Source organism: Erysipelatoclostridium sp. An15 (assembly GCF_002160675.1).
Lineage (GTDB): Bacteria > Bacillota_I > Bacilli_A > Erysipelotrichales > Coprobacillaceae > Thomasclavelia > Thomasclavelia merdavium.
In genome coordinates, this window is sequence record NZ_NFLA01000001.1 from 128817 (window position 1) to 155766 (window position 26950).

35 protein-coding genes are annotated in these 26950 nt (G+C 28.8%); all 35 read left to right on the forward strand.

Annotated elements, in window-relative coordinates; genetic code table 11:
- Positions 1–46: 46 nt before the first annotated feature.
- The 35 genes from nagA to B5E92_RS00795 all read left to right on the forward strand — a co-directional run bounded on the left by nagA (position 47) and on the right by B5E92_RS00795 (position 26901).
- Positions 47–1186: an N-acetylglucosamine-6-phosphate deacetylase gene (nagA, locus tag B5E92_RS00625; RefSeq protein ID WP_087298477.1), complete on the forward strand. Its 1140-nt coding sequence runs from the start codon at positions 47–49 to the stop codon at positions 1184–1186.
- Position 1187: 1 nt separating this feature from the next.
- Positions 1188–2066 carry an aldose 1-epimerase family protein gene (locus B5E92_RS00630; RefSeq protein ID WP_087298478.1) on the forward strand — a complete coding sequence of 293 codons (879 nt, stop codon included), beginning with the start codon at positions 1188–1190 and terminating at the stop codon, positions 2064–2066.
- A 38-nt stretch (positions 2067–2104) separates the two neighbouring features.
- The gene (locus B5E92_RS00635; protein ID WP_087298479.1) at positions 2105–2278 is read left to right on the forward strand and encodes a sporulation protein Cse60; all 174 of its coding nucleotides are present in this window, start codon (positions 2105–2107) and stop codon (positions 2276–2278) included.
- 88 nt (positions 2279–2366) lie between these two features.
- Positions 2367–2516, forward strand: coding sequence for a DUF1540 domain-containing protein (locus B5E92_RS00640; protein WP_087298480.1), 150 nt, complete (start codon positions 2367–2369; stop codon positions 2514–2516).
- A gap of 85 nt (positions 2517–2601) precedes the next feature.
- Positions 2602–3102: a membrane lipoprotein lipid attachment site-containing protein gene (locus B5E92_RS00645; protein WP_087298481.1), complete on the forward strand. Its 501-nt coding sequence runs from the start codon at positions 2602–2604 to the stop codon at positions 3100–3102.
- A complete protein-coding gene (locus tag B5E92_RS00650) occupies positions 3086–3805 on the forward strand; it encodes a pseudouridine synthase (protein ID WP_087298482.1) in 720 nt (239 codons plus the stop codon). Before B5E92_RS00645 ends, B5E92_RS00650 begins: the two co-directional genes overlap by 17 nt.
- A 32-nt stretch (positions 3806–3837) precedes the next feature.
- Entirely contained in the window at positions 3838–4491 is a 654-nt protein-coding gene (gene trmB / locus B5E92_RS00655) for a tRNA (guanosine(46)-N7)-methyltransferase TrmB (protein WP_087298483.1), read from the forward strand.
- Entirely contained in the window at positions 4484–4804 is a 321-nt protein-coding gene (locus B5E92_RS00660) for a thioredoxin family protein (RefSeq protein ID WP_087298484.1), read from the forward strand. Before trmB ends, B5E92_RS00660 begins: the two co-directional genes overlap by 8 nt.
- An 11-nt stretch (positions 4805–4815) precedes the next feature.
- The gene (gene ytpR / locus B5E92_RS00665; protein ID WP_087298485.1) at positions 4816–5415 is read left to right on the forward strand and encodes a YtpR family tRNA-binding protein; all 600 of its coding nucleotides are present in this window, start codon (positions 4816–4818) and stop codon (positions 5413–5415) included.
- Positions 5416–5434: 19 nt separating this feature from the next.
- A complete protein-coding gene (locus tag B5E92_RS00670) occupies positions 5435–6124 on the forward strand; it encodes a hypothetical protein (RefSeq protein ID WP_087298486.1) in 690 nt (229 codons plus the stop codon).
- Positions 6125–6126: 2 nt separating this feature from the next.
- Positions 6127–6465, forward strand: a complete 339-nt coding sequence (gene acpS / locus B5E92_RS00675) for a holo-ACP synthase (protein WP_087298487.1) — start codon at positions 6127–6129, stop codon at positions 6463–6465.
- A 216-nt stretch (positions 6466–6681) separates the two neighbouring features.
- On the forward strand, positions 6682–7011 hold the full coding sequence (locus B5E92_RS00680) for a single-stranded DNA-binding protein (protein WP_087298488.1): 330 nt from the start codon (positions 6682–6684) through the stop codon (positions 7009–7011).
- A 66-nt stretch (positions 7012–7077) separates the two neighbouring features.
- Complete coding sequence (gene lepA, locus B5E92_RS00685) at positions 7078–8886, forward strand: translation elongation factor 4 (protein WP_087298489.1); 1809 nt, start codon at positions 7078–7080, stop codon at positions 8884–8886.
- 170 nt (positions 8887–9056) lie between these two features.
- Positions 9057–11162, forward strand: a complete 2106-nt coding sequence (locus B5E92_RS00690) for a penicillin-binding protein 2 (protein WP_087298490.1) — start codon at positions 9057–9059, stop codon at positions 11160–11162.
- A 72-nt stretch (positions 11163–11234) separates the two neighbouring features.
- Positions 11235–11384 (forward strand): 50S ribosomal protein L33, encoded by a 150-nt coding sequence (gene rpmG, locus B5E92_RS00695; protein ID WP_087298491.1) that lies wholly within the window; start codon positions 11235–11237, stop codon positions 11382–11384.
- Between the two features lie 36 nt (positions 11385–11420).
- On the forward strand, positions 11421–12038 hold the full coding sequence (locus B5E92_RS00700) for an MBL fold metallo-hydrolase (protein WP_087298492.1): 618 nt from the start codon (positions 11421–11423) through the stop codon (positions 12036–12038).
- A gap of 76 nt (positions 12039–12114) precedes the next feature.
- Complete coding sequence (locus B5E92_RS00705; RefSeq protein ID WP_087298493.1) at positions 12115–13101, forward strand: ATPase, T2SS/T4P/T4SS family; 987 nt, start codon at positions 12115–12117, stop codon at positions 13099–13101.
- The gene (locus B5E92_RS00710) at positions 13094–14095 is read left to right on the forward strand and encodes a type II secretion system F family protein (protein ID WP_087298494.1); all 1002 of its coding nucleotides are present in this window, start codon (positions 13094–13096) and stop codon (positions 14093–14095) included. Before B5E92_RS00705 ends, B5E92_RS00710 begins: the two co-directional genes overlap by 8 nt.
- A gap of 15 nt (positions 14096–14110) precedes the next feature.
- Positions 14111–14419 (forward strand): competence type IV pilus major pilin ComGC, encoded by a 309-nt coding sequence (gene comGC, locus B5E92_RS00715; protein WP_087298495.1) that lies wholly within the window; start codon positions 14111–14113, stop codon positions 14417–14419.
- Positions 14409–14816 carry a competence type IV pilus minor pilin ComGD gene (gene comGD / locus B5E92_RS00720; protein WP_087298496.1) on the forward strand — a complete coding sequence of 136 codons (408 nt, stop codon included), beginning with the start codon at positions 14409–14411 and terminating at the stop codon, positions 14814–14816. Before comGC ends, comGD begins: the two co-directional genes overlap by 11 nt.
- Positions 14806–15027 (forward strand): hypothetical protein, encoded by a 222-nt coding sequence (locus tag B5E92_RS00725; protein ID WP_087298497.1) that lies wholly within the window; start codon positions 14806–14808, stop codon positions 15025–15027. Before comGD ends, B5E92_RS00725 begins: the two co-directional genes overlap by 11 nt.
- A complete protein-coding gene (locus B5E92_RS00730) occupies positions 14979–15446 on the forward strand; it encodes a prepilin-type N-terminal cleavage/methylation domain-containing protein (RefSeq protein ID WP_087298498.1) in 468 nt (155 codons plus the stop codon). The genes B5E92_RS00725 and B5E92_RS00730 overlap by 49 nt, the downstream gene beginning before the upstream one ends.
- On the forward strand, positions 15415–15798 hold the full coding sequence (locus B5E92_RS00735; RefSeq protein WP_087298499.1) for a hypothetical protein: 384 nt from the start codon (positions 15415–15417) through the stop codon (positions 15796–15798). Before B5E92_RS00730 ends, B5E92_RS00735 begins: the two co-directional genes overlap by 32 nt.
- Positions 15799–15874: 76 nt before the next feature.
- Positions 15875–16432, forward strand: a complete 558-nt coding sequence (gene efp / locus B5E92_RS00740; protein WP_087298500.1) for an elongation factor P — start codon at positions 15875–15877, stop codon at positions 16430–16432.
- A 78-nt stretch (positions 16433–16510) separates the two neighbouring features.
- The gene (locus B5E92_RS00745) at positions 16511–16981 is read left to right on the forward strand and encodes a SpoIIIAH-like family protein (protein WP_087298501.1); all 471 of its coding nucleotides are present in this window, start codon (positions 16511–16513) and stop codon (positions 16979–16981) included.
- 51 nt (positions 16982–17032) lie between these two features.
- Entirely contained in the window at positions 17033–17371 is a 339-nt protein-coding gene (locus B5E92_RS00750; RefSeq protein WP_087298502.1) for an Asp23/Gls24 family envelope stress response protein, read from the forward strand.
- 100 nt (positions 17372–17471) lie between these two features.
- Positions 17472–17879 carry a transcription antitermination factor NusB gene (gene nusB / locus B5E92_RS00755; protein ID WP_087298503.1) on the forward strand — a complete coding sequence of 136 codons (408 nt, stop codon included), beginning with the start codon at positions 17472–17474 and terminating at the stop codon, positions 17877–17879.
- Positions 17879–19195 (forward strand): exodeoxyribonuclease VII large subunit, encoded by a 1317-nt coding sequence (gene xseA, locus B5E92_RS00760; protein ID WP_087298504.1) that lies wholly within the window; start codon positions 17879–17881, stop codon positions 19193–19195. The genes nusB and xseA overlap by 1 nt, the downstream gene beginning before the upstream one ends.
- 11 nt (positions 19196–19206) lie before the next feature.
- Positions 19207–19431, forward strand: a complete 225-nt coding sequence (gene xseB / locus B5E92_RS00765; RefSeq protein ID WP_087298505.1) for an exodeoxyribonuclease VII small subunit — start codon at positions 19207–19209, stop codon at positions 19429–19431.
- Positions 19424–20272, forward strand: a complete 849-nt coding sequence (locus B5E92_RS00770; protein WP_087298506.1) for a polyprenyl synthetase family protein — start codon at positions 19424–19426, stop codon at positions 20270–20272. The genes xseB and B5E92_RS00770 overlap by 8 nt, the downstream gene beginning before the upstream one ends.
- Positions 20272–22146, forward strand: coding sequence for a 1-deoxy-D-xylulose-5-phosphate synthase (gene dxs / locus B5E92_RS00775; protein WP_087298507.1), 1875 nt, complete (start codon positions 20272–20274; stop codon positions 22144–22146). The genes B5E92_RS00770 and dxs overlap by 1 nt, the downstream gene beginning before the upstream one ends.
- The gene (locus tag B5E92_RS00780) at positions 22127–22930 is read left to right on the forward strand and encodes a TlyA family RNA methyltransferase (RefSeq protein ID WP_087298508.1); all 804 of its coding nucleotides are present in this window, start codon (positions 22127–22129) and stop codon (positions 22928–22930) included. Before dxs ends, B5E92_RS00780 begins: the two co-directional genes overlap by 20 nt.
- An 8-nt stretch (positions 22931–22938) precedes the next feature.
- Complete coding sequence (gene recN / locus B5E92_RS00785) at positions 22939–24594, forward strand: DNA repair protein RecN (protein ID WP_087298509.1); 1656 nt, start codon at positions 22939–22941, stop codon at positions 24592–24594.
- A 53-nt stretch (positions 24595–24647) separates the two neighbouring features.
- Positions 24648–25640, forward strand: coding sequence for a SpoIVB peptidase S55 domain-containing protein (locus tag B5E92_RS00790; RefSeq protein ID WP_087298510.1), 993 nt, complete (start codon positions 24648–24650; stop codon positions 25638–25640).
- Between the two features lie 49 nt (positions 25641–25689).
- Entirely contained in the window at positions 25690–26901 is a 1212-nt protein-coding gene (locus tag B5E92_RS00795; protein WP_239406363.1) for a DNA polymerase IV, read from the forward strand.
- Positions 26902–26950: the final 49 nt, after the last annotated feature.

A 26950-nucleotide genomic window follows, 5' to 3' on the forward strand; every position in this document is an offset into this window, starting at 1 on the left:
TGATGTTTTTGTGGTATAATATTTTATATGTAGGAGGATTATAATAATGAAATATTGTATTTTAAACGGGAAAGTTATTTTAAAAGATCAAGTAATTGATGCAAATGTTTTTGTTAGTGGAAGTAAAATAACAGAAATTTCTAAACGTCAGCCTGAAGATGAAACAGTAATTGATGCTAAAGGACGTTATGTTTCACCAGGATTTATTGATGTTCATAGTCATGGTCGTGGTGGTAGTGATACTATGTATCCTACTTTTGATGATATTAATACAATTACGACAGCTTCTATTAAAACAGGAGTTACTAGTATTTTACCAACAACAATGACAATGTCGGTTGAAGATACTTATGCTGCAATTAAAAATGTTGCTGAAAATATTGATAAAGTAGATGGTAGCAAAATTTTAGGGGTACATATGGAAGGGCCTTTTTTCAATAAAAAATATAAAGGAGCTCAACCAGAAGAATTTATGATTGAACCTACTGTTGAAAATTATCATGCTTTAACTGGTGAATATGACTGGGCAGTAAAAAAATTAAGTTTAGCTCCTGAAAGAGAAGGGTGCATACCTCTAATTGAATATTTAGTTAAAGAAGGAGTAACTGTTAGTATTGGTCATACTGATGCAACTTACGACCAAGCAGTAGCTGGTATTAATGCTGGCGCTACTTCTGGTACACATACTTATAATGCAATGACACCATTAACACATCGTAATCCAGGTGTGGTTGGGGCAATAATGAGTCATGGTCAAGTATATGCTGAATTGATCTTAGATGGAATTCATGTTAGTTTCCCAGCTGCAAAAGTATTATTAAAAGCAAAAGGTTTAGACAAAGTAATGTTGATTACCGATTCAATTGAAGCTTCTGGATTACCTGATGGTCAATATAAATTAGGAAATCAGCCTGTATATGTTAATGATAATGCAGCTAGATTAAAAGATGGGACATTAGCAGGTAGTATTTTAGCTTTAAATGATGCAGTTAAAAATGCTTATAAAAATTTAGATTTAACTATTTATGAAGCTGTTAATCTAGCTAGTTACAATCCAGCAAAAAACTTAAATTTAATTGATTTAGGTGAAATTGCTGTTAATAAAACTGCCGATATCATTATGTTTGATGATGATATTCGAGTTGATTTTGCTATGGTTGATGGCAAAATAAAAATAGGAGGTTAGTATGGTTGTTTTAAAAAATAATTATTTAGAAGTTACACTAGCAAATAAAGGTGCGGAAATCATTAAAATTGTCGGTCAAGAAGATCATATTAACTATATGTGGCGTCGTGACCCTATTCAATGGGCAAATAGTGCTCCGATTTTATTTCCAATAGTAGGTGCTTTAAAAAATAATGAATGCCGTATTGATGGTAAAGTATATTCAATGACGCAACATGGTTTTTCACGTCATAATGAATATGTTGCTAATCAAATTAGTGATGAAGAAGTTGTATTTACATTAACTTCAAATGAAGAAATTGCTAAACAATATCCTTATTTATTTAAATTAGATGTTACTTATAAATTGGAAAAAAATGTATTAGTATGCAATTGTAAAGTTACTAATATTGATGATAAAATAATTTATTTCCAAATTGGAGGACATCCAGCATTTGCTTGTCCATTTATGGATGATGAATCAAGTAATGATTATTATTTAGAATTTAGTGAAAACGAAACTTTATCACAAAAAGTAATTGATGTTGCTAGAAAAGGAATGTCACGTACAACTATTCCATTTTTTGAAAATGAAAGAAGATTTTTTGTCCGTCAACAATTATTTAGTAATGATGCTATTGTTTTTAAAGATTTTAAATCAGAGTCAGTATCATTAAAATCTTTGAATCATAATAAATCAATAGTATTTCATATGCAAGGATTTAATCATTTAGGATTATGGGCTGCTAAACATGTTGGTGGTTTAATTGCAATTGAACCATGGGTTGGTCATAGTGATTATGTTGATTTTGATGGTGAATTTAAAGATAAAGAAGGCATTGTATCATTAGAACCAAATCATGAATTTGAATGTACTTTTAAAGTTGAAATCAACCAATAATGACATTTATTTTAAATGTTATGTAATATTATTTTTACATGAAGGTAAAAATAATTGAAAAGACACATGAATTAGATTTAGAAGATGAGATCAATGATTTTCTAAACGAAAAAAAACCAATTATATTATCAATGCATTATCAAGTGGCAATGACATTTTCAAATGAGTTAGAATATAGTTTTAGCTGTTTGATTGTATATGAGGATAGTTAGTTTTTAAGGCTATTTAAAGATAGCCTTTTTTTTAATAATTTGAATAGTTTTAAAATAAAACGGTAAAACTATCTATGGAGGTGATTTCATGGCACGAGGTGTAAGTTGTCAGGTTGATAGTTGTGTTTATAATGATAATTGTAGTTGTAATGCTAAAGAAATCGTTGTATGCAATTGTCATTGTAATGAAGCAAGAGAGGTACAAGAAACTGCTTGTAAAACATTTAAATGTAGATAGGAACGTCAAGTTCCTATTTTTTTATAAAACTTTAAAAGATTTACTATTGATACAAAATTCATGATATAATGATAGCGGTGATTGCATGAAAAAAATATTATTAGTTATTATGAGTTTATTGATTTTAACAGGCTGCAGCAATGAAAATAAGGAAGTTGAAATAGATAATAAATATTATAAACAATATCAAAAATATGAAGAAAAGTTAAATGAAGCTAAAGATTTTGAAACTGAAATTACTGATTTTTCAATTAGATTAGTTGTTAACGAAACTGATCAAAATGAATATCGTTATGATGTTATTATTGACAGTCCTAATGTAAATATGTATTATTTACAAGCAATAGCAAAAGTTGAAAATGATGAAAATAGTAGTTTACCAACCCTTGGGGTATTAGAGGAAAATAATTTTTCTTTAGTACCTAATGTAATTGATAAGGAAAAAGGAATTTATAAAGGAGTAAATTTATCGGGAATTACTAATAAATCAGAATTTAACGTATATGTTTATTTAACATATTATTTAAGTGAAAATGATACTAAAAAAGTAGAAAGGTATATAATGTTATATGGAAATGCGGCTTGATAAATTATTAGCAAGTTATGGAATTGGTTCTCGAAAAGAGGTCAAAAATTATATTCGTAAAGGTTTTGTTACTGTAAATGGTAAAATTATAAAAAATGATGATTATAAAGTAGATTACCAGCAAGATGAAATTATTTTTGATGGTGAAGTAATCGAATATCGTCCTTATGTATATTTGATGCTAAATAAACCACAAGGTTATGTTTGTGCGACTAAAGATAATTTACATCCAACTGTTTTAGATTTAATTTTTGGTTATGAAAACTATGATTTGTTTCCAGTTGGACGTTTAGATTTAGATACTGAGGGGCTTTTGTTAATAACAAATGATGGTGATTTTGCCCATCGATTATTAGCACCTAGCAGACATCATTCTAAGGTATATTTTGCTTCAATTGAAGGTAAAATGGACCAGGAGGATGTTGCAGCATTTAAACAGGGAATTGTTTTAGATACTGGATATCGCTGTAAAGAAGCTAATTTAGAAATTTTAGAAGAAACTGAAACAGGATGTAATGTAAAAATAGAAATATTTGAAGGTAAATTTCATCAAATAAAAAAGATGGTGGCTGCATGTAATAAAAAGGTCATCTATTTAAAAAGACTTTCAATAAAAAATTTACAATTGGATCGAACATTGGAATTGGGGGATTTTAGAGAATTATCTCCTATGGAATTAGTCGACTTGATGAATGATTTATGATAGAATTACTTTATATGTAAAGGGGAGTTGTAATGCGTTTAAGAAATAATCCAAAAGCTTATGATATTATGAAAGAAAATGATTCTTTTGTAATCATAGAACCAGAAAAATGTAAAAATAAATGGCACGAGGTATTTGGTAATGATAATCCGATCTATATCGAAATTGGGATGGGAAAAGGAGATTTTATTTATCAAAATGCTTGTCGTTATCCTGATATTAATTTTATAGGTATTGAAAAGTTTCCTAGTGTTCTTGCTGCTGCAATCAACAAGGTGAATAAACAGGTAACTAAAGTAAGTAATATGAAATTAATTCATTATGATGCAATTGAATTAAAAAATATTTTTGCTAAGGGTGAAGTTGATCATATATTTTTAAATTTCAGTGATCCTTGGCCTAAAAATAGACATGCTAAAAGAAGATTAACATCGAAACAATTTCTTTCAGTGTATCAGGATATATTAGTTTCAAAAGGAGAAATTGAGTTTAAAACTGATAATCGTGGTCTTTTTGAATATTCATTAGTTTCTTTAAATCAATATCCAATGGATTTATTATATGTAAGCTTAGATTTACATAATAGTCCTGAAAATGAAACTAATATTATGACTGAATATGAAAAAAAATTTTGTGAGAAAGGACCAATTTATAAATTGGTAGCTAGGTATCGAGAAGATGGATAAATTAATAGAAATAAAAACTATTGAAGAGTTTGATAAAGTACGGGTTGGTAAAACAATTTTTATGTTTACGGCTGATTGGTGCCCTGATTGTATGTTTATAAAACCATATATGGGTGAAATTGTTGATAATAATCCAGAATTTAAGTTTTATGTAGTTAATCGTGATAATTTGATTGACTTGTGTAAAGATTTAGATATTTTAGGGATTCCATCATTTATTGGATATAATGATCAACAAGAAATTGGTCGTTTTGTAAGTAAATTACGTAAAACAAAAGAAGAAATACAAGCATTTATTGATAGTTTAAAATAAGAGGTGTAGAAATGTTATTTCATGGATTTTATAATTTAGAACATGTAGGCGATATTTTATTAGCTAGATTAGGTGAGGGAAAGACTTTTTCGTATGATAAACATGATGATCTTGTCGTTTTAAAAGATCAAAAAAATAATATTATTGGTTACAATTTATTAAATGCAAGTAGCCATTTAGGAAAAATAAACGATGGTTTAGTAGAGTTTAGTGATGATCAAATTGAAAAATTTAATCAGATTTTAAGCAAATACGATCTACAAACAGTTACTATTGATCGTAATCCAAAATTTATCGTTGGAAAAGTAGTTGAAATTGAAGATCATCCTGATTCTGACCATTTACATATTTGTCAGGTTGATTTGAAAAATGAAACTAAACAAATTGTTTGTGGTGCACCAAATGTAGCACTAAATCAATTAGTTGTTGTGGCAACAATCGGTGCTATTATGCCAAGTGGTATGATCATTAAACCTTCAAAGCTAAGAAAGGTAGATTCATATGGAATGCTTTGTTCAGCTCGTGAATTGAATTTACCAAATGCCCCACAAGTTCGTGGTATTTTAGTTCTTGATGAAGATAAATATCAAGTAGGAGATTCGTTTTTTTAATTGAAAGGAGGAATTCTTAATGTTTAGAGGTTTGTTTAAAAAACATGAAGAAGATGACGATATTTTCGAAGTTGATCCTGTTGTTGAACAAAGACGTAAAGAAAAATTCAGTTCTCCATTAATTTATGATGAGGAATTTCAAAGAGATGAAAATCAAGAGGATGAAGTAATTCCTAAAGCTAAACCAAAAGAAAAAGCAAAACCAGTAGAAAAGAAAGCAACTGTTGAAGAAAAGCCTAAAATGGTTTATCAAATGAGTGAAGTAATTTCACCAATGAATGGTTTGACTAAAAAAGATATTGAAAAAAAACCAGCTAAAACAGTAACTGCTAAACCAACGAAAAGAAAAAAGACTGATCAGTTAGTTCCAGTTATTAGTCCTTTCTTTGGTGATTATGAAGAGAAAAAACCAATCGAATCACAAGCAACATTGACTTCAATTAATGAAACTAAAGATGAAGAAGTTATTGAAGAAAAAGTGGAACAAATTGAAAAACTACCTACTGTTGAAGATAACTTAAGAAATATTGCTAAAATTATTGAAGAAGAACAAGATCAGTTAAAAATAATTGAAGAACGTACTGGTGAATTTAAATTAAATTTTGAATCTAATGATAGTAATGATAAAGATTCATTAATTGATGAAATTGACGATAATATGTCATTGGATGAATTGATGAGTCTATATGAAAAGAAATTTAAGGATTAAACATGGTTATTGGAATTGGCTGTGATATCGTAAATTTAAAACGATTGAATATTAATGATGAAAAACTAGTAAGTAGAATTTTAACTAAAAACGAATTAGCTGTTTTTCTAAATAAAAAAAATGATAAACATAAATGTGAGTACTTAGCAGGGCGTTTTGCCGGTAAAGAAGCTTTTTTTAAAGCTTATGGTATCGAACATCAGATGGTATCATTTCATGATATTGAGATTTTAAATGATGAAGCTGGAAAACCCTTTATTAATTTTCCTAATACATTTATCTCAATTTCCCATGATCAAGATTATGCTATTGCTTATGTTGTTGTTGAAGATGAAAAATAATCACCGTTAAGGTGATTTTTTTTAAATATTTTTAGCCAAATTTATAAAGACCAAATAGGACTATTATGACATTTCTGGTCGTTATTTTGACATATTCGGTTTCAAATGTTTCAAATATGCTACATTTTTATAATATGTGATAATGTGGTGATTTTAGGGGTGTTGAAATACTATTTTCCCTCGCTTATAATCGTGTGATGAAGGAGGTATGTTTAGATGTTGAATACAGTTGCTTTAGTGGGAAAATTAGTAGATATTCCAGTAATGCAGACGACTTTAGGAGGTGTAAAAGTTGCTAATGCGACAATCCAAATTGAAAAGGGATATAAAAATGGATTAGGTATCTTTGAAAGTGACTATATCGTTGTTTCTTTATGGCGTGGTATTGCAGAAATGATTATTGATTGTGCTAAACCAGGTAGTATGATAGCTATTAAAGGACGGCTTCACTCTCGAAATTTGGAATGTGGTGATTCAAAGCAAATTACAACGATTGAAGTAGTGGCTGAAAGAGTTTCTTTACTTGATAAATATTTTAAATACTAGTAAGAAATACTGATTGTCTTTGGTATATATTTTTGCTATAATTACTAAACGAAAGTGGGTGATTAAATGGCTATTGACCAAAGTAAAATTAGAAATTTCTCAATCATTGCCCATATTGATCATGGTAAGAGTACTTTAGCTGATCGAATTTTACAAATCACAGGTGCTGTGGCTGATCGTGAAATGAAAGCACAATTACTTGATAGTATGGATTTAGAACGTGAAAGAGGAATTACAATTAAGTTAAATGCAGTACAGTTAAATTATACTGCAAAAGACGGCCAAACATATTTGTTACATTTGATCGACACTCCCGGTCACGTAGATTTTACTTATGAGGTATCAAGATCGCTTGCTGCCTGTGAAGGTGCTGTTTTAGTTGTCGATGCTGTTCAAGGTGTTGAAGCGCAGACATTGGCAAATGTTTATTTGGCTTTAGATAGTAATCTGGAAATTTTACCAGTAATAAATAAAATTGATTTACCTAGTGCAAATCCTGAACGGGCGATAAAAGAAATTGAGGATGTTATCGGTTTACCAGCTGATCATGCTCCTTTGATTTCTGCTAAAAGTGGTTTGAATGTTGAAGAAGTTTTAGAAAAAATCGTTCATGAGTTCCCGGCTCCAGGAGGTAGTATCGATAATCCAACACAAGCTTTAATTTTTGATTCTTATTATGATAGTTATCGGGGAGTAATTGTTTTTGTAAGAATTAAAGAAGGAAAAATAAAAGTAGGTGATACGGTTAGATTCATGGCTACTGGTGCTACTTATGAAGTAACAGAATTAGGGGTACGGACACCTCGTGAAGTTAAAAAAGATGAATTAGTTACTGGTGAAGTAGGCTGGTTTGCTGCATCGATTAAGTCAATTCAGGATATTCATGTGGGTGATACAGTAACTACTTTAGAAAATGAATCATTTACCCAATTACCTGGTTATCGTCAATTAAATCCAATGGTTTATTGTGGATTATATCCAATTGATAATGCGAAGTATAAAGATTTAAGAGAAGCTTTAGAAAAGATGAAATTAAGTGATTCATCATTAATGTTTGAACCAGAAACATCACAAGCGTTAGGTTTTGGTTTTAGATGCGGTTTTTTAGGATTATTACATATGGATGTTATTCAAGAAAGATTGGAACGTGAGTTTAATCTTGATTTAATAGCAACTGCTCCTTCAGTAATTTATCATTGTTATTTAACAGATAAAACTGAGGTTATCGTTGATAATCCAGCAAAAATGCCAGAACCACAAGTAATAGATCATATTGAAGAGCCATATGTAAAAGCTTCGATTATGACACCTAATGAGTTTGTTGGAGCAATTATGGAGTTATGCCAGGCTAAACGTGGGGAATATCAAAATATTGAATATATTGATGATACTCGCCAAAATATTATTTATGAAATTCCTTTATCAGAAATCGTTTATGACTTTTTTGATAAATTAAAATCTAGTACTAAAGGTTATGCTTCTTTGGATTATGAAATAATCGGTTATCGTACAAGTAAGCTTCAAAAAATGGATATTTTATTAAATGGTGAAGTTGTCGATGCTCTTTCAACTATTGTTCATAAAGATTTTGCTTATAGTAGAGGAAAAATAATTTGTGAAAAATTAAAAGAATTGATTCCACGCCAGATGTTTGAAGTTCCTGTTCAAGCAGCTTTACAAGGGAAGATCATTGCTCGAACAACAATAAAGGCGATGCGTAAAAATGTTTTAGCAAAATGTTATGGTGGCGATGTTTCACGAAAGAAAAAATTATTAGAAAAACAAAAAGAAGGTAAAAAACGAATGAAAGCAGTTGGTTCAGTAGAAATACCACAAGAAGCTTTTATGGCGATTCTTTCTGTTGACGATGAATAAAAATAAATATCAAAATTTTAAAATATTAACCGTATGAAAAAATTCGTACGGTTTTATTATAAAATTATAAACAATTATGGGTGGATTCTAAATTTTATGGTAATTATCGGTTTTAATTTACTTAATATCTAAATTAGTCTATAATAAGTTCGTAATATGGAGGTATCTAGATGAGATTAAATTTTAAAAAGAAAATACCTAAAGTACGTTTTTATGGCGCTTTGGAACAAGAGCGTGATCAAAAAAATAAACAAGATAATATCGTAAGTCGTCGTTTGATAGGATTACTTTGTGTAGTGCTTGCATTTACATCTATCATGGCTTTTCGATTAGGATATATCCAATTTGTTCAAGCAGATGAATTAGAAGTCAAATTAGAACAATATGGAACAACTACTTATTCTACTGATGCTCCTCGAGGTGAAATTGTTGATCGAAATTACACTAAATTAGTAGATAATGTCAATGTAATAAGTGCTACATATTATGCACCTAAAAAAATATCTGATGATGTTTTAAAAGAGTCAGCAAATTTTTTGGCTAAAACTATTAATTTAGATGTTAATAATACTGATATAATTAGTGAACGTGCAAAAAAAGATTATTTTATTATGTTTCATGAAGATGTGGCAGATTCATTAATAACTGATGAAGAAAGAAAACAGGCTCAAGGTCAAGATAACTCTAGTAAAGTAATCTATAATTTACAGATTGAACGAATTACACCAGAGTTAATTAATCAATATATGGATGCAAATGATATTAAATATGCTCATTTTTATTATCTAATGAATAACTGTACTAGTGGTTCTACAGTTTTAGCTGAAGGATTAACAGATGAAGAAGCTAGTATAATTGGTGAAAATTCAGGAATTTTGCCGGGTATTACAATTACTACTGACTGGTCAAGACAAAAATTATATGGTTCTTCATTTTCTCAAGTTTTAGGAAGTGTAACAACTAAAAAACAAGGGTTACCAGCTGAGCTAAGAAATGAACTATTAGCACTTGGATATCAAAATGATGCTCGTGTTGGTGTTTCTGGATTAGAACAACAATATGAAGATATTTTAAGAGGTAATGATAGTAGTTATACTTTAGATTATGATAGTGACGGTAATCCCGTTATTACTAACGTTACTTCTGGAACGGCAGGAGCTAATATTCGTCTTTCAATCGATTGGGAATTGCAACAATTTGCTGACCAGGTAATTGAAAATGAATTAAAGGCTTGTAATGCCAATAATAAACATTTTAATAAGATGTTTTTAACACTAATGGATCCTCAAACTGGTGAAATTATTGTTATGTCTGGTAAAACTATAAATAAAGAAACCGGTGAAGTATCAGACTACGCCGCTGGAAATTATTTAGATGCTAACTTGATAGGATCTACTATCAAGGGCGGTTCTTTATATGTTGGTTTTAAAAATAATTTAATTACTCCAAATACGTATTTTATGGATGAACCGATTAAGATAAAAAATACTACAGAAAAAAAATCATGGAAATCATTTGGAAATATTAATGAAGTTGATGCAATTGCTTATTCATCAAACGTTTACATGTTTAGAATTGCTATGTTATTAGGTGGTGCTGAATATATTTACGATGGACCATTAAAAATTAATCAAGAAGCCTTTGATACGTTACGTCGTGATTTAGGTGAATTAGGTTTAGGGGTAAAAACAGGTCTTGATGTTCCTAATGAAGCTCTTGGATACCGCGGTCATAATCGTGCTAGTGGTCTATTATTAGATGCGATGATTGGTCAATATGATGCTTATACTAATATCCAATTGGCACAATATGCTTGTACTTTAGCTAATGGTGGTAAACGTGTACAACCAAAATTATTTTTAGATTCTTATACTACTGATGATGAAGGTAATGTTGGAACCAATTATTCATCTGATACTACTGTTTTAGATGATGTAAGCAATCAAGCTACAGCATTTAGTCGAATTAAAGAAGGAATGCGTGCTTGTGTAACTCGTGATCAAGGAACATGTCATTCTTATTGGAGTACAAAATCATATACAACTTGGGCTAAAACTGGTACAGCTGAAATATATGATTACCCTGATACTGAAAACGATTATCCAAACCATTTACAAATTGGTTATATTGCAGCTGATGAATCATCAGAACCAGTATTAGTTTTTGCTTGCTTAGCATTTCGTCAAACTTATGCTTCAAATGGTGGAAGTAGCTCGGCACCACTAGTTTCAAGCCAGGTTGTTGATAAATATGTAGAAAAGTATGGCGTAAATTAAAAAAAGTGCTAGTAATTATTAAAAGACTATGATATTATATATGTCGAAAGTTTACTGATGGAGGTGTAAATAATGAGAGAAAATATTATTTATAGATGTACTGAATGTGGTGAAGAAAACTATATTAATACAAAAAATAAACGTAATCATCCAGAAAGAATGGAAATCAACAAATATTGTCCTAGATGTAACAAAAAAACTGTTCATAAGGAAAAGAAATAAGCCCTTGGGCTTTTTTTCTTTATTGGAGCATTAATTATGAAAATAAAAACTTTTGTTTTAGGAGTTATGCAAACTAACTGTTATATTGTTAGCAATGATGAAAATCACTGTATGATAATTGATCCGGGAGCACAAGGAAAAAAAGTAGCTAAATATTTAGAAGAAAATGAATTGGTTTTAGATGCTATTTTATTAACTCATGGGCATTTTGATCATATTGGCGCTGTGGATTATTTGTATGATAAATATCATTGTCCAATTTATATTCATCATGAAGATATTGAAATGCTTACAAATTCGCGTCTAAATTTATCGTATTTAGAAAAACCATTTAGTTTAAGCGCTCCAGTGACTCCAGCTAGTGAGCATATGGAAATTTCCGGTTTTAAAATTTGCTGGTTTCATTTGCCAGGACATTGTCCCGGTGCTTCAATGATTTATCTTGAAGATGAAAATGTTATTTTTTCAGGAGATGTTTTATTCAATGGTTCTATTGGCCGATTTGATTTTCCAAATTCATCTAAATATGATACATTAACTTCAATTGAAAAAATTAAAACATTTAATTTTGATGCAACTTTATATCCAGGACATGGACCTAGTTCCACTTTAAAAAGTGAATTATTATCTAATCCATATTTACAAAAATCGTAATTTTTACGATTTTTTTTATTTTAAGCAAGTAATTTTATAGTTTGGGGTGTAAATGATAAGTAGGAGGTAGAATTTTATGGATGAACTTTTTGAAAAAATTCTAAATCGAGCAATAGAAAGCAAAACAACTGATATCCACCTTTTAAATAAAAATCGATGTACAATTTCTTTTCGACAGCAAGGAGATTTGATTTTGCATGATCAAATTGAAACTAAAATCGGAGCTAAATTATTTAACTATATTCGATTTAAATCGAATATTGACATGAATTATCGTTTACGCCCACAAACAGGTCATTTAAATTATACGTATGAAAATAAAGTCTATTATTTAAGAATTTCTAGTTTACCAGGTAAAGATTTAGATAGTATCGTAATTAGAATTTTAAACAATCATAAAATATTATCGATTGAAGAATTAACTATATTTAATGATGTTATAGAGTTTCTAAAATCAATTACTTTGCAAAATACTGGTTTATTTATTGTAAGTGGGGCAACAGGTTCTGGTAAGTCTACTACACTGTATGCATTGTTAGATACTATTAATCAATATCGACGCAAGAATATAGTTACACTAGAAGATCCTATTGAAATAAAGAAAGACTATTGTTTGCAATTACAAATAAATGAAAAATTGGGAATTACTTATCAAAACTCTTTAAAACAGATTTTAAGACATGATCCCGATATAATTATGATAGGTGAAATTCGTGATGAACAAACGGCTAAATTGGCAATTACGTGTGCATTGACTGGCCATTTAGTTTTAACTACACTTCATTCAAGTGATTGTTTAATGGCAATTAGAAGATTATTGAATTTAGGAGTTTTAAAAATAGATATTGAAGATGTTTTGGTTGGTGTTTTGTCGCAAAAAATGCTTTATCATAAATATAGTCATAAACCATTGATTTTACCTGAGTTTATTGATCGTAAAAACGTTTTAAATTATTTAAATAATCAGGATTTTAAATATCATACTTTTAGTGAAAATGTAAAATATTTATTAGAGAAGGATTTGGTTGATTATCGCCAAGTAACCGGTATCGGATATGAATGATGATTATCGATTATTAGAAAATATAGCGATATTTTTAAATCAGGGTTATTTAATTGAAGATATTTTACAATTATGTCAGGCAGTCTCTAAAAATCCAAATATTAACTCAATAAAAAAGGCTTTAAATGAGGGATATAGTTTAGATGAAGCGATTATCCAAAGCAATTTTAATCATTTATTTATAGAATTTTTTAAGTTCTTTCGTTTAGATAATAATATTTCTAAAGCAATATTACAAAGTTTAAAAATATGGAAGAAAATGAGTGAAACAAAAACAAAACTAAAAAAACAATTAACATATCCATGTATTTTGATTATTTTTTTAGTTGCATTTTCAATTTTTATCGTCTATGGATTATTACCATCGGTTAGTCAGCTCTTTCTTGAATTTGATATCACACCTGGTTTTTTTACAAATCTTATTTTTACCTTATTTAAAATAATTCCCATTTTAATTATTTTTGCAATTTTAATACTTATTATAGCTTCATCAATAACGATATATGCTATTAAAAAACAGTATTATCAATTATTGGATTTTTTAGTTCAACACGTGTTCATAACTAAAGCAACTATCCAAAAGTATTATTCATTAAAATTTGCCCTTTATTACAATGAACTTTTGGAAATTGGTTATGATTCAACTGATATTATTGTTATGCTTTATCAAAAGATAGATGATAGTGATATTAAAATGTTAATCTATGAAATCTATTTAAAAATTTTAGAAGGTGAAGATCTCGAAAAGATAATTAGTGAATTTATCTATTTTGAACCATTATTAGTTACATGTTTTAAGTTATTGTATCACGATAATCGAAAACAAAAATCAATGAGCAATTATTTGACTTTATCACTTGATAATTTAAATCATCATATTAGTAAAATTATTAAAATTGCAGTTGTTTTTGTGTATTGTTTTACTGCGGTATTTGTAATAATGGTTTATGTTTCCATTATTATTCCAATGATGAATGTAGTAAATAATTTATAAAGGGAGCGATGGAAAATGAAAAAGATGCAAAAAGGTTTTACTTTGATTGAATTGATTTTTTGTATTTCAATTATTTTAGTAATTTTGTTATTGGTTATTCCTAATGTAACTAGTAAAAATCGAGTTGTTAAAGAAAAAAGTTGTGACGCTCAAATCGAAGTGGTTAATTCACAGATAATATTGTATGAGATCGAGCATGGCAGATTACCAACTAGTATTTCTGATTTAACATCAGGTGATCATCCTTACTTAACTCAAAAACAGGCTACTTGTCCTAGTGGTTTATCAATTTATATCAGTGATGGTCAAGCATATGCTAGGTAAAAAAGGATTTACCATGGTTGAGATGTTATTTGTATTAAGTATTATGATTGTCTTAAGTGTCTTTACTTTACATTTTAGTATCTCTAATCGTCCTAAAATTGCAATAGAACAGCAATGTAGTCAGATTATATCTTTATTAGAGGAAGCAAAAACGTTAGCTTTAACTAGTCACAATCAAGTAGATATCAATATTTCATCAAATCAGATATCGTATAGTCAAGGTAACAAAAGTCGTACACTGTTATTAAATTTTTCTTATTACTTTAAATATTACTATGATTTTCATTTTAATAAAAATGGCAATATTAGTTCAGGCGGTCGGATCGAACTAGGCAATACAAATGAAATTAAAACAATTATTTTAAATGTTGGTAGTGGGGCTTTTTATGTTCGTTAAAAAAGGAACTACTTTAGTTGAAACTTTACTTGCGTTTAATATTTTTGTAAGCTGTGTTGTAATTATTTTAAGCTGTTACAATTTGGCTTTAAATCATTATCAAGATAATCAACAAGAATATAAGCAATATATAGAACAGCAAAAAATCAAGGAAAGACAGTTATGGAGTGGCAACAATTTGTACACAATGATAAACGAGGTTTTACCTTAATAGAGGTATTGTTTTCATTATCGATATGCTTGTTGATTATTTTAAATACAGTACCAATTTTAAAAGTTATTACAGTTAAAGATAACCTTGAAATTACTACAAGCAGCTTCTCACTAGGTGCCAATCAAATTAGTAAAATTTTATTTACTGCTAAAGATATTCAAGTATCTGATAGCTTAATCTATACTAATGAAGATGATGAGCAGTTTACAATATCGCTTGATAATGGTCGGGTTGTAAAAGAACCAGGATTTGATATTTTGATTCATAATGTAGATGAGTTATCTTTTTATCAAAATGATAGAAATATTTATATGGAATTAAATCGTGATGATAATAATTATACTTATTTGATTGCCTGTGATTATCAAATAAGCGAGGAAGAAAATGAAACTAGTGCAGAAATCGAAGAAAACTAAGGGAACTATTTTACAAATTGTTTTAATTATCTTTATGGTCATTGTTTTAAATATTACAACATTTTTTTCTAATGTAATAGAAAATAGTCGAGGTATATCAAGAATAAAAGCAATTGATGAAAATCGTCTGATTGAATTGGCAATAATAACTTACTATAAAGAAACGATAGCTAATAGTATTTTATTTAGCGATGAAATTAGTGTTGGTGATTATCAGATTAATTATACTGTTGATGATATGGGGAGTTATTATTATATTGTAACAAAAGTAATTCGAGATAGCGATGAATATGGTTTTGAAATAGAAATTGATTTAGAAAAACTGATTCTAATTTCTTTTGAGTATCAATAATTAGTAAAAATACTTCACTTGAGATAATATTTTTGATATACTTACAAAGTAATTTACATATAAGGAGAATTTTAAAATGATAAGTGTTGGAGATTTAAGACCAGGAGTTACATTTGAATATGATGGAAATTTATTCGTAGTATTAGATTATTCTCATAATAAAACTGCTCGTGCAGCTGCAAATATTAGAATTAAAATGAAAAATTTACGTACTGGTGCAACTACTGAAATTACTTTTGGTGGAAATGACAAAGTAAAAAAAGCGCATGTTGATAAAAGCAAAATGCAATATTTGTATAATTCTGGAGAAGCTTTAGTATTCATGGATAATGAAACATATGAACAAATTGAAATTCCTGCAGACAATTTAAAATGGGAAATCAATTTCTTAAAAGAAAGTGATGAAGTTGAAGTAACTAGTTATGAAGGTGAAGTTTTAGGAGTTGCTTTACCAATTAACGTACCATTTAAAGTTATTGAAACTGAACCTGCTGTAAGAGGTGATACTGCAACTGGAGCAACAAAAAACGCAGTTATTGAAACTGGTTTCCAAATTAAAGTACCTTTATTTATTTCAGAAGGTGAAGTTGTAATTGTAAATACTGTTGATGGAAAATATCAAGGTAGAGCTTAACACTAGTTTAAAAACTAGTGTTTTTTCATATTTTTTTCTTTTATGCATATAATAAAATAGTGATAAAGGAGAAATAATATGAATAGACAAGCTATTACATTTTTGACATTATTTAGTCTGATTTTAGTACTTTCAATTTATTATGTTCTTCTACCTCCAGAAACAGAAACTAATGAAGTAGCAGTAAATAGAGGTGAATTATCGCAAATTGAAATTTTACAAGAAGAACTTGATCAAAAGCGAGCTGATTTGATTAGTGAAAATAATGCAATCATTGCTTCAAGCGAAAGTAGCAGTGATGAAATTGCAAGTGCTCTAGCATCTATTAGTGAAGCTAAGGAAACAGCAGCTTTAGAAAAAGAAATTACTAAAATAATTAATGATGCTGGTTTTAAAAGTGCTTTTGTAGAAGTAGAAAATAAAACAATTAAAGTTGTTGTTGATAAAAAAGAAGCCAATAGCAGTGATGCCAATAGTATTATTAAAACAATAATGGAAAAAACTAACAATGAATATCAAGTAGAAGTCAAGTTTATTAGTGACACTTGAATTTTGTCTTGATTTTATATACAATTATAGTATATAAAAGGAGTAATTGATATGAATCAAGAATACTATTCAGTAAAAAATGAATCAAATTTAGGAAAATTGAATATCGGATTAAATGTTTTTCAAACTATTGTTGAAAAAGCAGTAGATTCTATCGAAGGTATTCAATTTGAAGGAAATATGATTCCTATTCCTGGAAATGGACCAGTTAATGTAACAATCAATAAAAATAATCATGTTTCAATTACTGTTGCTATATTGGTAAATTATGGTTTAAATGTTACTACATTAACAACAACTCTACAAAACAAAATTGCTCAAAGTTGTTTTGAAATGACAGGAATTAAAAATGTTAAAATTAACATTGATGTTAAAGGAATTAATTTCTAAAGATTATCGATTTGATAATCTTTTTATTTGCTGTAAATTCGTTTATTTTAAATGCCAAATATGGTAAAATCATGATAGATATTTTGGAAGGACGGTTTTAATGAGAAAATATAGAAAAAGATTAATACGTGAAAAAGCTGTGATTGCAACTTATCAAAAGTTGTTAGTTGATACAAGTGAAGAAGAAATTAAAGAATATTTAAATAGTGATAAAGAATTATGTGCTGATCGTAGCGATTATGATTATTGTTTATTAATGATCACTAGTATTGTAAATAAAATTGGCAAGTATCAAGATGAAGTTGCTAAACATTTAAAGAAAAACTGGTCAGTGGATCGCTTGTCAAAAATAGAATTAGCAATATTAATTGTAGCTTGTTATGAGTTATTAGAAACTGATCAAAGTCGTGAAATAATTATCAATGAAGCAGTAGAATTATCAAAGAAATATTGTGATAATGATTCATATAAATTTATTAATGGATTATTAAATAAAGTCGTGAAATAGTGGAAAGAAAATATTTAACGGTTACTGCTTTAAATCGCTATTTAAAAGCAAAAATTGATGCTGATAGTCAATTACAAAAAATTTACATAATGGGTGAGATTTCCAATTTTAAGCATCATAGTTCTGGCCATTTGTACTTTACTTTAAAAGATGAAAACTCTCGAGTTAATGCTGTTATGTTTTCTTCAAAGGCTCGAAAATTGCCATTTGAGCCTGCTAACGGTATGAAAGTATTTATTCAAGCAAGTGTTTCAATTTATGATGTTGCCGGAACATATCAGCTTTATGTAGATAAAATGGAACAAGATGGACTAGGAAATCTTTTTTTACGATATGAACAATTAAAAAAACAACTAGCTGGGGAAGGATTATTTTCACCTGAAAATAAAAAACAGATTCCTAAGTTCCCTAGTAGAATTGCTGTATTATCAGGTTATCCAAGTGCAGCGTTGGCTGATGTTGTTAGGACAATCAAGTTAAGATTTCCTGTTGTTAGAATTGTAGCTTTTCCAATACCTGTACAAGGAAAAGATGCATATATAAAAATTTGTCGAATGTTAAAGTATGTCGATAGTTTAAATTTTAATACGATTATTATTGCCCGAGGTGGCGGTTCGTTAGAAGAACTTTGGAATTTTAATGAAGAATTGTTAGCTCGAGCTATTTTTGAATGTAAAACTCCTATTATTAGTGGAGTGGGTCATGAAGTTGATTTTACTATTTGTGATTTTGTTGCTGATTATCGTGCAGCTACACCTACTGCAGCTGCAATTAAAGCAACTCCGGATTTAATGGAATTGAAGCAAAATGTGGCAAACGTTGAGTATACTTTAAGTACATTAATGAAACAAAAAATCAATATATATAAAGAAAATTTTAATCGTTTAAGTTCGTTTTACTTGTTTAAAAATCCAAATAAATTGTATGAGGATAAAAAAGCTAAAGTTGATTATTTATACGATAAACTTTGTTATGCTTTTAATGATAATTTGAATAGTCAAAAAAATAAGACTACTAATTTGATTCAGGTTTTTAATCATCAAACTAACCTTTTTTTGACAAATCAAAAAAATCAATTAAAAGTTATTGATCATACTATGAATATGGAAATAAAGCGAAAATTGCAAATCAATCAAGAAAAATATCGGTTTTTAATTTCAAAACTAAATACTTTATCACCATTAAAAACATTAGAAAGAGGATATGCTATTGTTTTGAAAAATGAACAAGTTGTTGCTTCAAGTAATTCTTTAAGCAGTGGTGATGAAATTGAAATTAAAATGAAAGATGGTTTGAAAAAAGCAGTTATAAAATAGGAGGGATAGAATTGGAAAATATTACTTTTGAAGAAGCAATGAAAAGATTAGAAGAAATAGTTGCAGCTTTAGAAAATAATCAGGTTTCTTTAGAAAAAAGTGTTGATTTATTTCAAGAAGGTATTAAATTATCAAAGATTTGTAATGATAAACTTAATAATATTGAAGATAAAGTAGCTAAAATTTTAGTTGATGATAAACTAGAAGATTTAGAAATAGAGGATAAAAATGGATAGTATAGTTGAACAAATCAACACTCGATTAGAAACAATTTTAAATCCATATCAAGATTCTAGAGTTAAAGATGCAATGATGTATTCATTGCAAGCTGGTGGAAAGAGAATTCGCCCTGCTATGATGCTTCAAGTTATTCATAGTTATGGATTAGATTGGCATCCATATCTAGATATTGCTTGTGCTATTGAAATGATTCATACATATTCATTGATTCATGATGATTTACCAGGTATGGATAACGATACATTAAGACGTGGAAAACCTACATGTCATGTACAATTTGATGAAGCAACAGCTATCTTAGCTGGAGATGGTTTGTTGAATGAAGCTGTTAATATTATTTTAAATACTAATGTTACAAGTAATCAAAAAGTTGCATTACTAAAAATTTTATATCAAGCAGCTGGTATCAATGGAATGATTTTTGGACAATCATTAGACTTAAAATTTGAACACCAAAAAGCAAACCAGCAAGAACTAAATATGATCCACCATCATAAAACAGGTGACTTAATTAGTGCTGCATTAATGATGGGAGCTTGTATAGCTAATGAAGCTGATCAAAAAATCTGGCAAGAGATTGGATATAAAATAGGTTTAGCTTTCCAAATCCAGGACGATGTTCTTGATGTAGTTGGAAATAGTGAAATTTTAGGAAAAGAAGTAGGAAGTGACATAGAAAATCATAAATCTACTTATGTTACTTTAATGGGAGTAGAACAATCTAGTCAGGAAGTAAATAAATTATTTAAAGAGGCAATGGAGTTAATATATAAATTAAGGATTAATCATGGCTTAATTTTAGAAATTATTGAAAAATTACAGAAAAGAGTGAAATAATGGATCTAAATAAAATTAAAGATCCCTCTTTTTTAAAAGAGTTGGATATTAGACAATTAAATGAACTAGCTGGAGAAATACGCCAATTTTTAATCAATAGTATTTCGCAAACTGGAGGGCATCTTTCTAGTAATTTGGGGGTAGTTGAATTAACAATAGCTTTGCATTATGTTTTTAATTCGCCAGAAGATAAAATATTTTTTGATGTTGGACATCAATCATATGTTCATAAAATTTTAACTGGTCGTGCTAACCAATTTGCCACATTGCGTAAGTATGGTGGACTTTCGGGATTTCAAAAACGCTGTGAAAGCGAGCATGATTGCTTTGAAGCCGGACATTCTTCTACCGCATTAAGTGCAGCAATAGGAATGGCAGTAGCTCGTGATTTAAATCATCAAAATTTTCATGTTATTCCCGTTATTGGTGATGCTGCAATGGTCGGTGGAGAGTCATTAGAGGCATTAAATCATTTAGGTTCAATTAATAATAAAGTGATTATTATCTTAAATGATAATCAAATGGCAATTGGTAAAAGTATCGGTGGTTTTGGTGAATTTCTTTCTTCTGTTCGTATTAGTGGGACTTATAATAATTTAAAGGAAGATTATCGTAACTTAACATCACATAATAAATTTGGACAAATGATTTTTAATGTTTCTAAAAGAATCAAAGATTTTGTTAAACATGGTTTAATTGATGATACAATTTTTGAAGATTTTGGTGTTGAGTATTTAGGGCCGGTCAATGGTCATAATTTTGATGATTTGATTAGAGTTTTAAATTTGGCTAAAAATAGTAAATCAAGTGTCGTTGTTCATGTAGTGACTAAAAAAGGACGTGGTTATAAATTTGCAGAAAATGATAAATCAGGAAAATGGCATGGTATTGCTCCATTTAATATTGCTGATGGTACTTTAAAAAATCCTGGAAAGAATGGCAAAGTTAGCTGGTCTAAAGTTGTCGCTGATTATATTGAAATGAAAATGGCTAGTGATCAGGATATTGTCGCTATTACTCCAGCAATGATTCATGGCTCAGCAATGGATAGCTTGTTTAAACATTATCCTGATCGTTGTTTTGACGTAGGAATTGCTGAAGAACATGCATTAACTTTTACTTGTGGTTTATCATTAGCCAAGAAAAAGCCGTTTATTTCCGTTTATTCTTCTTTTTTACAACGTGCCTACGATCAAATAAATCATGATCTTGCTAGAATGGATTTAAGTTGTTTGATTTGTGTTGATCGCTGTGGTTTTGTTGGTGCTGATGGGCCAACTCATCATGGAGTATTTGATTTAGGAATTTTAAATCAATTACCAAATGTTATTATTTGTGCGCCTAATGATAGTGCTAATACTAAAAGATTTATTAATACATATTTAAAAAATAATGATCACCCTTATATTTTAAGAATTCCTCGTGGTGAAATTGAAAACAATGAAATTGAAGAGGATGAAATTTTACCGATTGGTAAATGGCAAATCGACATAACAAATGACTATGATGTTACAGTTATTAGTTATGGCCAAAATGTAACACGTATTAATGAATATTTTAAGGATAAAGAAATAAAGATAAGGTTAGTAAATGCTTTATATATTAAACCGATGGATACACAAATGTTGCAAGATATTGTTGATGACAAGCCATTAGTTGTATATGAAACAGATTTAAAGATCAATTCGCTTGCAAGTAATATAGCTTATTATTATTCACAAAATAAAATTTTGAAAAATATCTATAGTTTTGGTGTTGATGATCATTATTCTACACAAGGTACTATTGATGAAATCTTAAAAGATGAAGGTTTAGATATGGATAGTTTTTATCAACGGATAAAGGAGATTATTAATGAAGAAAGAACGAATTGATGTTTTATTAGTTGAACAAGGTTTTTTTGATTCACGCGAAAAAGCTAAAAGAGCGATAATGGCCGGAATAGTACATGATGAACATGATATTATAGATAAGCCAGGCACTAAAATACCAGTTGATTCAAAATTATATGTTAAAGGTAAAGTTTTGCCTTATGTTTCTCGTGGTGGCTTAAAGTTAGAAAAAGCCATAAAAGAATTTAATTTAGATTTAAAAGATAAAATCATGGTTGATATTGGTAGTTCTACGGGTGGCTTTACTGATTGTGCGCTGCAAAATGGTGCTAAATTAGTTTATGCTATTGATGTTGGAACTAATCAATTAGTTTGGAAATTAAGAAATGATCCTAGAGTTGTCGTAAAAGAACAAACTAATTTTAGATATGCAACAAAAGAATTGTTTGAATATGGTATACCATCATTTGCAAGTATTGACGTATCCTTTATTTCTTTAAAATATATTTTTGAACCACTTAAAGACATTTTATCTAAAAGTGATCAGGTTGTTGCTTTAATTAAGCCACAATTTGAAGCAGGAAGAGAAGAAGTTGGAAAAAAAGGAATTGTAAAAGATGCTAAGATTCATCATCAGGTTATTGAAAATGTAATTGAGTTTGCTCATAACAATAATTTTGAATTAGAACAGTTAACATTTTCACCAATAACTGGTGGTGAAGGAAATATTGAATTTTTAGGTTTATTTGTTAAAGACGGTATTTTTAATAGTGACATAAATATCGATGAAGTAGTAAATAATGCGCATGATTGTTTTAAAAGGTAGGTGAAAATATGCTAGAAAGTATCTATATTGAAAATTTTGCTATAATTGATCGTTTAGAGGTGGATTTTTTAAATCATATGACAGTTTTAACTGGAGAAACTGGAGCTGGAAAATCAATTATTATTGATGCTATTGGTCAATTAATGGGCAATAGAAGCCAAACTAGTTTTATCAAAGCTGGTAAAGATGAGTGTTTTATTGAAGGTGTTTTTACTATTGCTAAAAATTCACCAGTTTTAGCTAAATTAAAAGAATTTAGAATTGAATTTGATGATAAACTAGTAGTATCAAAATCATTTAATCGTGATAACCGTACAGTTATTAAAATCAATTATAGAAATGTATCAAAGATGGTATTGCAATCAATTATGAGTGAGTTGATTGATATTCATTCACAGTTTGAAACTCATAGTTTATTTGATTCTAATAATCATTTAGATATTTTAAATCATTTTATTGGTTCTTCAATTGAATCTTTAAATAAGCAATATAGTTTAGCATATCGTACTTATCGAGAAATAAATCGGGATTATCAAAAAGCTTTGAATGAGGAACTAAGCGATGAGCAATTAGAATATTATCAAAGCCAATTAGATGAGATAAATAGTCTTGATCTAGATACAATTGATGAAGATAGTCTTGACTATGAAAAGAAACAATTACAAGAATATGAAAAAATCAAAGAAAAAATTAATAATTATCGCCAATATATTAATGGTGAATATGGTGTTTTAGCAAATTTAAATAATGCCGTTAATGAATTAGAAGCGATTAGTGATAATCCTAATTATAGTAGTATCTATGAAAAAATGTATGATTTATACTATAATTTAATGGATTTAGATGATGAAGTAATAAGTGAATTTAATAGCACTAATTTTGATGAGTATCGTTTAAATGAAATACAGGAAATTTTATTTAAATTAAATCGCTTGAAAAGAAAATATGGACCATCAATTTCAACTATCAAAGAAGCCAAAAAAGAAATTGAAATGAAAATTGCAACCTTTAATAATCGTGAAAGATTTTTAAATGATCTAAAAAAACAATTATCAATTGCATTTCAAGAAGCAAAAGAGCTGGCCGATGCTATAACTGAGCTTCGAAAACAAGAAGCGCAAAAGTTTACGGATGCCGTAACTAATGAGTTAAAATCATTATATTTAGATAAAGTTGTGTTTAAGATTGATTTAAAAAAAATTGATTTGCAAGCTAATGGACAAGATAAAGTAGAGTTTTTAATCTCAACTAATGCTGGTCAAACATTGAAACCATTAAATAAAGTTGCTTCTGGTGGGGAAATGTCACGTATTATGCTTGCAATTAAGATTTTATCTTTAAAAAGCAGTTCTATTGAAACTATAATTTTTGATGAAGCTGATACTGGTGTTAGTGGTAAAGTTGCTGAAAGTATTGGTGCTAAAATGAAAAAAATAGCTAAAGATCATCAGGTTTTATGTATTACTCATTTAGCACAAGTTGCTGCTTTTGCTAAAAATCATTATTTAATTAAAAAAGTAGCTAATGATAATGATACTAACGTATCAATAACTAAATTAAATTATGATGAAAGTATTATGGAAATTGCTAAATTAATATCTGGTAAAGAAGTATCTCATGAATCGATTGAACACGCTCGAAAATTGAAAGAAAATAGCGAATAAATAATTACATAATAGCCAAACTAAAATGTAGCTAATGCTACAAGGAGGTTTTTATGCTTTTTAAAAAGCTATTCCTTTCTTTGATCCTGGCTTTGACCATTATTAATCCAGTTGCCGCTTATGCAATATCACTAATTCCTGGTGGCGATTCAATTGGAATTGAATTAGATTATCAAGGTGTTGTTATTACTGGTGGATATGCAATAGAGATCGATAACAAAAGTTATAGTCCAATTAGTAATGATTTTCAAGTTGGTGATTTAATAACAGCCATTGATGATCAAAAAGTAACTTGTATTGAAGATTTAACATATGTGATCAAAAATAAAACTGATGATTTAACATATGATTTAACTATTAAACGTGGTGATAATGTAATTCATCAGGATTTAAAAGTTGTTTATGATAATCAACAGTTTTCAACTGGACTATATGTAAAAGATTCTATTAGTGGAGTAGGGACTTTGACCTTCTATAATCCAGAAACACATTCATTTGGGGCTTTAGGCCATGCTATGAGTGATTCTAAACTAGATAGTGAAAGTTTGCTTCAAGAAGGAAGCATTTATGAAAGTAATGTAACTAGTATCAAAAAAGCAACAAGTCAATCTTCAGGAAATAAAATTGCAGACATTTCCAATGTTGAAATAGGTAGTATAAACAGCCATAGTCAATTTGGTATCTATGGAACTTATAATTATGATATTTCCAATCGTGAAATGATGGAAACTGCAACTATTGAAGAAACGAAACTTGGTAAAGCTTATTTCTTGACAGTTTTAGAAGGTAATGAAATTGTAAAATGTGAAATTGAAATCACAAAATTAAATAGTCAAGATACGGTTAAAGAAAAGGGCATTGAATTTACAGTAACTGATAAAGAGGTTATTGAAAAAGCTAATGGTATAGTACAAGGAATGAGTGGTTCACCAATTATTCAAAATAATAAGATAGTTGGTTGTGTAACTCATGTATCAGGAAATAATCCAATGACCGGATATGGTTTGTATATTGATTGGATGTTAGAAATGGATAGTCAGGAATAAACAGGTGCTCTAAATGAGCACCTTAATATTTAGATAATGGAGGTAAATGATGATGCAAGTAATATTTCACATTGATTTAAATGCTTTTTATGCTAGTGCTGAAATTTCTAGAAATCCTTCGTTAAAAGGGAAACCAATCGTAATTTCAGGAAAATCTAAAAGAAGTATTATTACAACTGCTTCATATGAAGCTAGAAAATACGGGATTCATTCAGCAATGCCTCTTTTTCAAGCTAAACAATTATGTAAAGACTTAATTATTTTACCCGCTGATTTTGAGTTATATCATCGTTTATCAAATGAATTTTTTACAATAATAGCATCATACAGTGAAATATTAGAGGTAGCTAGTATTGATGAGTGTTATCTTGATGTTACATCAATTATTCAAGAGAAAAAAATTCATCCAGTTGTTTTAGCTAAAGATATCCAGACTAAAGTGTATGAACAATTAAATTTGCAGTGCTCAATTGGTATTTCTCCTAATAAGTTTTTAGCTAAGATGGCTAGCGATATGAAAAAGCCAATGGGAATTACTGTTCTTACTAGAAATAATTTAAAAGAAGTAATGTGGCCATTAGATATTAAAGATATGTTTGGTATAGGTAAAAAAACACAGCCTAAATTAAGAGCGGTTGGTATTAATACTATTGGTGATTTAGCTGATTATAAAAATTATGATAATTTAAAAAAGGTTATTGGTAAAAATGCTTTACTAGTTTATCGAAAAGCTAATGGTATCGATACTAATCCGGTTGATTATGGACATAATGAGTTAAAATCAGTTGGTAATTCAACAACTTTACCAGCTGATACTAACGATGAAGTATATTTAAAAGAAGTTTTAAGTAATTTAGCAAAACAAGTATCTACACGAGCTTTAAAAAGAAACCTGGTATCTAATTCGATTTCGATAACAATTAAATATACTCGCTTTGAAAGTGTTACTAGACAAACAACTGTTTCTAAATATATCAATGATTATGAAACAATTTTATCAACTGCTAAAATGCTATTTGATAGTAATTATAACGGTAGACCAGTTCGATTATTGGGGGTCAGTTTAAATAACACTATTAATAAGAAAAATTTAAAAGAGCAGATCAGTATTTTTGAAGTTGAGCAACAACCAAATATAAAAAATGAAAATTTAGATAAGTTAATCGATAAAATTAATGAAAACTTTGATCATCCATTAGTTATTAAAGCTTCTGCTTTGTCTAAAAAAGAAAAACAACCCCAAAAGAAATATTTAAAATAAAAGAATAAAATTTTAAAATGCTCATAAGTTATATAAACGGAGGAAAACT